A 5440-nucleotide genomic window follows, 5' to 3' on the forward strand; every position below is an offset into this window, starting at 1 on the left:
CCCCGACCGGTGGTCGGGGGCCTTCGGTACCGCCGGGGCGGTCAGACCGCTTCGATCACCGGGGCCGGGATCGCGTCCGTGGGCTCGGTGGACGGCTTCTGGGGGCCGCCGCGCAGCGGGACCTCCTTGACGAAGACGGCCGCGACGAGGACCACGACGGCGATGGCGGAGCCGAGGAGGAAAGCGGAGTGCGTGCCCGCGGACACCGCGTGCTGGTACGCCTCCCGAGCGGCGACCGGCAGCTTGGCGAGGCTGGCCGCGTCGAGCTGGGCGGACTTCTCGGTGACGCCCTTGCCCAGCGCACCGGCGCGCTCGGCCATCACGTCCTGCACCCGGTTGTTGAACAGGGCGCCCATGACGGCCACGCCGAAGGAGGAGCCGAGGGTCCGGAACAGGGTGGCGGAGGAGGACGCGACACCCATGTCCTTCATCTCCACGCTGTTCTGCGCGACCAGCATGGTCACCTGCATCAGGCAGCCCATGCCCGCGCCGACCACGGCCATGTAGATCCCGGAGGTCAGCCGGGTGGTCTCGGTGTCCATGGTGGACATCAGGTACAGCCCGATGATCATCAGCACCCCGCCGGCCACCGGGAAGACCTTGTAGCGGCCGCTGCCCGTGGTGACCCGGCCCGCGACCATCGAGGTCACCAGCATCGCGCCGAGCATCGGCAGGAGCAGCAGCCCGGAGTTGGTCGCGGACGCGCCCTGCACGGCCTGCTGGTAGAGCGGCAGGAAGAGCGTCGCACCGAACATCACGAAGCCGGTGATGAAGCCGATGACGGCCATCAGGGAGAAGTTGCGGCTCCTGAAGATGTGCAGCGGCACGACCGGCTCGGCGGCCTTCGTCTGCCAGTACACGAACCCGACCAGCGCGACGACGCCGAGCGCGGTCAGCTCCATGATGCGCGCGGAGGTCCAGGCGTACTCGGTGCCGCCCCACGTCGTGACCAGCACGATCGCGGTGATGCCGACGGTGAGCAGGGTGACGCCGAGGTAGTCGATGCCCGCCTTGGCCCGCTTCTTCGGCAGGTGCAGCACGGCGGAGACCAGCGCCAGCGCGACCGCGCCGAGCGGCAGGTTGATGTAGAAGGACCAGCGCCAGCCCCAGTTGTCGGTGATGGTGCCGCCGACCAGCGGACCGCCGATCATCGCCAGCGCCATGACGCCGGCCATCATGCCCTGGTACTTGCCACGCTCACGCGGCGGGATCAGGTCGCCGATGATCGCCATGACGCCGACCATCAGACCACCGGCACCCAGGCCCTGGACGGCCCGGAACGCGATCAGCTCACCCATGCCCTGAGCCATACCGCTCAGCGCGGAGCCGACCAGGAAGATCACGATCGAGCCGAGGAAGGCGCCCTTGCGCCCGTACATGTCACCGATCTTGCCCCAGACCGGGGTCGAGGCCGCGGTGGCGAGGGTGTACCCCGTCACGACCCAGGACAGGTGCTCGAGCCCGCCCAGATCGCCCACGATGGTGGGCATCGCGGTGCCCACGATCATGTTGTCCAGCATCGCCAGCATCAAGGCGATCATGAGCGCGAGCAGGACCACTCGTACGCTCTTCGGCTGCTTCTCCGGCTGCTCGGGCGCCGCCTGGCCCGCTGTGGCCGTCTGCGTGTCCGCCATTTCTCCCACTCCCCCTGGCGACCGCTACTTACTTGTCGCCCGGCTAGTTCACTATGCTGGAAGGTAACCTGCTACTAGCCGGGCGTCAAGTAAGTTTCCGCGTGAGCGGGAGGGACACGAGGATGGGCGACACCATGGACGGCACCAAGCAGCAGCGTCGCGGCAACACCCGCCAGCGCATCCAGGACGTCGCGCTCGAACTCTTCGCGGAACAGGGCTACGAGAAGACCTCGCTGCGCGAGATCGCCGAGCACCTCGGGGTCACCAAGGCGGCTCTGTACTACCACTTCAAGACCAAGGAAGAGATCATCGTCAGTCTCTTCGCGGATCTGACGCAGCCGATCGAGGACCTGATCGAGTGGGGCCGCGGCCGGCCGAACACCTTGGAGACCAAGCAGGAGATCGTGCGGCGCTACAGCGCGGCGCTGGCCGGCGCGCAGCCGCTCTTCCGGTTCATGCAGGAGAACCAGGCGACGGTGCGGGAGCTGCGCATCGGGGACACGTTCAAGGAACGCATGAAGGGCCTCAGGGAGATCATCATCGACCCCGAGGCCGAGATGGTGGACCAGGTCCGTTCGATGAGCGCGCTGTTCACCCTGCACGCCGGCATGTTCGTCATGGCGGACCTGGAAGGCGACCCCGAGAAGAAGCGCGAAGCGGTTCTCGAAGTCGCCGTGGATCTGGTGACGCAGGCGCACGAGGGCGCCCGCGGCAGGAAGTAGTCCGGACATCCGCGGTCCGGACTACCGTCGGTGGCCGCTGAGGGCCGGGGGGCGGTGGCCCGCGGCTCAGACGTGGACGCCCTGGGCCTTCAGGAAGGTGACCGGGTTGACGGCCGAGCCGTAGTTCGGCGTCTTGCGGATCTCGAAGTGCAGGTGCGGGCCGGTGGAGTTACCGGTGCTGCCCGACTTGGCTATGTGCTGGCCGGTCTTGACGACCTGGCCGATCTTGACGTCGACACGGGACAGGTGGGCGTACTGCGAGTACAGGCCGTCGCCGTGCTTGATGACGATGGCATTGCCGTACGCGGGACCGTCACCTGCGCCGTTCGGGCCGGCCTTGACGACGGTGCCGCCGTGGGCCGCGAGGACCTCGGTGCCGGTGGGCACCGCGAAGTCCTGACCGCTGTGCCTGTGCGCCCAGTGGCTGCCGCCCTGGTCGAAGCTGGCGGAGAGGGTGTACTTCTTCACCGGGTCGACCCAGGAGGTCGCGGAGGCGGAGGCGGCGCTGGCAACCCCGCCACCCAGCACGGCCGCGCCACCGACGGCGGCGACCAGGACGGCCATGCGGGTGCGGAGCGCGGACGTACGGACAGACGTGGAACGCTTGAACATCGATACCTCGTGAAGTCGGAGACAGAGAGCCACCCGGCGTACGGATGTTTCACCGCTTGCCGGGCGGGACTCCACATTGGTAACCCCTCACCCCATCCGGGCTCAAAGAGCCCATCTACGTTACGAGGTAGTAGAAGCGTCTCAAATCGGTCATCTATTGACAGGCCGGGCACCCCGGGGACACCAGGCGGTATGGCCTGCCGGTATCACTCTGGGTTCCGATACGTAAAACCACATTTGTCCTGATTCAGAAACTCACTATCCCGGCTAGTACCGGACATTTCGCCTGTGCGGCATGTCACCGGCGGGCCGGATCGCGGGCCCGGTAAATGTGACGCGCACCTCCAGCAACGTACCGTCCGGTAACTCTGCGGCTCCCGCATGCCGGGACCGGAAATCCGCCAAGACTTCTTTGCGAAGAACCCTTTGCGAAGAAGTTTTGGCGGTCTAGTCTCCGCAGGGTGACCGACGCGACGAAGCGGCCCGAGGGGCCGCCCACTGACACGAACTCGGCAGTGCTGGACGCCAAGGGGCTGCGGGCCATGGCGCATCCGGTACGGGTCCGGCTGGTAGGACTGCTGCGGAAGCACGGTCCGTCGACGGCCACCCGCCTCGCGGAGCGGCTCGGGGTGAACTCCGGGACGGCCAGCTATCACCTGCGCCAGCTCGGCGCCGCCGGCTTCGTCGAGGAGGACGCGGAGCGCGGCAACGCCCGCGAACGCTGGTGGCGTTCGGTGCATCACATGACCGAGCTGAACGACCGGGAACTGGCCGAACGTGAACCCGAGGCCACGCTCGCCTACCTGCAGTCCGTCGCCGCCGCCTACACCCTGCGCGTCCAGCAGACGCTGAACGAGCTGGAGACGATGCCCCCGGCCTGGCGGGACAACTTCGACCTGAGCGACTGGGCCCTGCGCCTCACTCCCGACGAAGCCGCCACGCTGCACGAGGAGTTGAGGTCCGTCATCGCCCGCTACCGACGAGACACGCCGGAGGCGGCGCTGAACGCGCCGGAGGGCGCCGAGCGGGTCGGCGTCGTCACGCACCTCCTGCCCGAGCTGGACACGACCGCGACACCTGACGAGTGCCCTGGCCCTGAGGCCGTGTCCGCCCCGGAGACGTCATGACCGGAGCGCCCCGGGGCACCGGCTCCGGCCCGCGCTCGTTACGGCCGCTGGCCGGGGTACTGACCGCCATGGCGGTCTCCCTGACCGGCACTCGGGTCTCCGCGGTGGCGCTGCCCTGGTTCATCCTGGTCACGACCGGCAGCGCCACCCAGACAGGGCTGGTCGCCTTCTGCGAGATGGCCCCCTATGTGGCGGTCAAGGCGTTCACCGGCCCCCTGGTGGACCAGGCCGGACCGCGCACCGTCTCGTGGACCACGGACCTCGTCAGCGCGGTCGGCGCCGCCGCCATCCCCCTGTGCCACGCCCTGGACCTGCTGTCCTTCCCGCTCCTGCTGGCACTGGTCGCGGTGATCGGCGCCGCACGTGGACCCGGCGACCTGGCCAAGGAGGTCATGGTCCCGGAAGCGGCCGAGCGCGGCAGGGTGCCGCTGGAGCGGGCGGCCGGCCTGTCCGGGGTGACCGAACGGCTCGCCGCCACCCTCGGCCCCGCGATCGGCGGTGCCCTCGTGGCCCTGCTCGACCCCCTCACCTGCGTCGCGGTCAACGCGGGCTGCTTCGCCCTGGGCTCGCTGGTCGTCGCGCTGGCGTTCCCCCGCCGGGCGGCACGGCAGGCCGAGGCCGCCGCCCACCGGGCCGGGGAGTCCGAAGCGGGATACTGGCAGCGCTTCGGCGAGGGCTTCACCTTTCTGCGCACCGAGCCCCTGCTGCTCACCACCATCGTGGTGGTGGCCGTCACCAACCTGCTCGACGCCGCGTTCAGCACGGTCCTGAGGCCCGTCTGGGCCAGGGAGTCGGGCCACGGACCGGCCGCGCTCGGTCTCACCGGCAGTGTGACGGGAGCGGCGGCGGTCGCCGGAAGCCTGATCGCCGCGGTCCTCGCGCACCGGCTGCGGCGCAGGGCGGTGGTCCTGGTCGGCTTCCTGCTGGCGGGAGCGCCGAGGTTCCTGATCCTCGCCGTCGATGCCCGGCTCGGCGTGGTGCTGGCCGTCATGGCCGTCAGCGGGTTCGGCGCGGGCTTCCTCAACCCCGTGCTGGGTGCGGTCCTGGTGGAACGGGTCCCCCGCCGCATGCTGGGCCGGGTCAACGCGCTCGGTGACTCACTGGCCTGGGCGGGCATCCCGCTCGGTGGACTCCTCGCCGGGGCGGCGGTGGCCTCCGTGGGACTCGTACCGGTACTGCTCGTCTGCGGGACCGCCTACTTCCTCACCACGAATCTGGCGGGGCTGCGGCCGGAGTGGCGCGAGCTGGACAGCACGCGCGGCCGGGACGTGCCGACGAAGGACCTCGGGGAGCACGCTCCTCGAAAGAAGTCGGACGTCACGCCCTGAAGACGCGGGAAGGGGGC

5 protein-coding genes are annotated in these 5440 nt (G+C 69.5%); 3 read left to right on the forward strand and 2 right to left on the reverse strand.

Features of this window, described 5'->3' with window-relative positions:
- Positions 1–41: 41 nt before the first annotated feature.
- The gene (locus tag ACFWN1_RS31220; protein WP_384369439.1) at positions 42–1634 is read right to left on the reverse strand and encodes an MDR family MFS transporter; all 1593 of its coding nucleotides are present in this window, start codon (positions 1632–1634) and stop codon (positions 42–44) included.
- A gap of 122 nt (positions 1635–1756) precedes the next feature.
- On the opposite strand from ACFWN1_RS31220, the gene ACFWN1_RS31225 reads away from it, so the two are divergent.
- Entirely contained in the window at positions 1757–2356 is a 600-nt protein-coding gene (locus ACFWN1_RS31225) for a TetR/AcrR family transcriptional regulator (RefSeq protein ID WP_384369442.1), read from the forward strand.
- Positions 2357–2422: 66 nt separating this feature from the next.
- On the opposite strand, the gene ACFWN1_RS31230 is transcribed toward ACFWN1_RS31225, so the two are convergent.
- A complete protein-coding gene (locus ACFWN1_RS31230; RefSeq protein WP_384369445.1) occupies positions 2423–2968 on the reverse strand; it encodes a M23 family metallopeptidase in 546 nt (181 codons plus the stop codon).
- A 461-nt stretch (positions 2969–3429) separates the two neighbouring features.
- On the opposite strand from ACFWN1_RS31230, the gene ACFWN1_RS31235 reads away from it, so the two are divergent.
- Both ACFWN1_RS31235 and ACFWN1_RS31240 read left to right on the forward strand, forming a co-directional pair.
- Entirely contained in the window at positions 3430–4095 is a 666-nt protein-coding gene (locus tag ACFWN1_RS31235) for an ArsR/SmtB family transcription factor (protein ID WP_384369448.1), read from the forward strand.
- The gene (locus ACFWN1_RS31240; RefSeq protein ID WP_384369451.1) at positions 4092–5423 is read left to right on the forward strand and encodes an MFS transporter; all 1332 of its coding nucleotides are present in this window, start codon (positions 4092–4094) and stop codon (positions 5421–5423) included. Before ACFWN1_RS31235 ends, ACFWN1_RS31240 begins: the two co-directional genes overlap by 4 nt.
- Positions 5424–5440 lie beyond the last annotated feature (17 nt).

This window comes from Streptomyces sp. NPDC058459 (assembly GCF_042721685.1).
Taxonomy (GTDB): Bacteria; Actinomycetota; Actinomycetes; order Streptomycetales; family Streptomycetaceae; genus Streptomyces.

Coding starts and splice junctions, on each gene's coding strand:
- ACFWN1_RS31220 (WP_384369439.1), bottom strand. CDS start 1,634: ATGGCGGACACGCAGACGGCCACAGCGGGCCAGGCGGCGCCCGAGCAG.
- ACFWN1_RS31225 (WP_384369442.1), top strand. CDS start 1,757: ATGGGCGACACCATGGACGGCACCAAGCAGCAGCGTCGCGGCAACACC.
- ACFWN1_RS31230 (WP_384369445.1), bottom strand. CDS start 2,968: ATGTTCAAGCGTTCCACGTCTGTCCGTACGTCCGCGCTCCGCACCCGC.
- ACFWN1_RS31240 (WP_384369451.1), top strand. CDS start 4,092: ATGACCGGAGCGCCCCGGGGCACCGGCTCCGGCCCGCGCTCGTTACGG.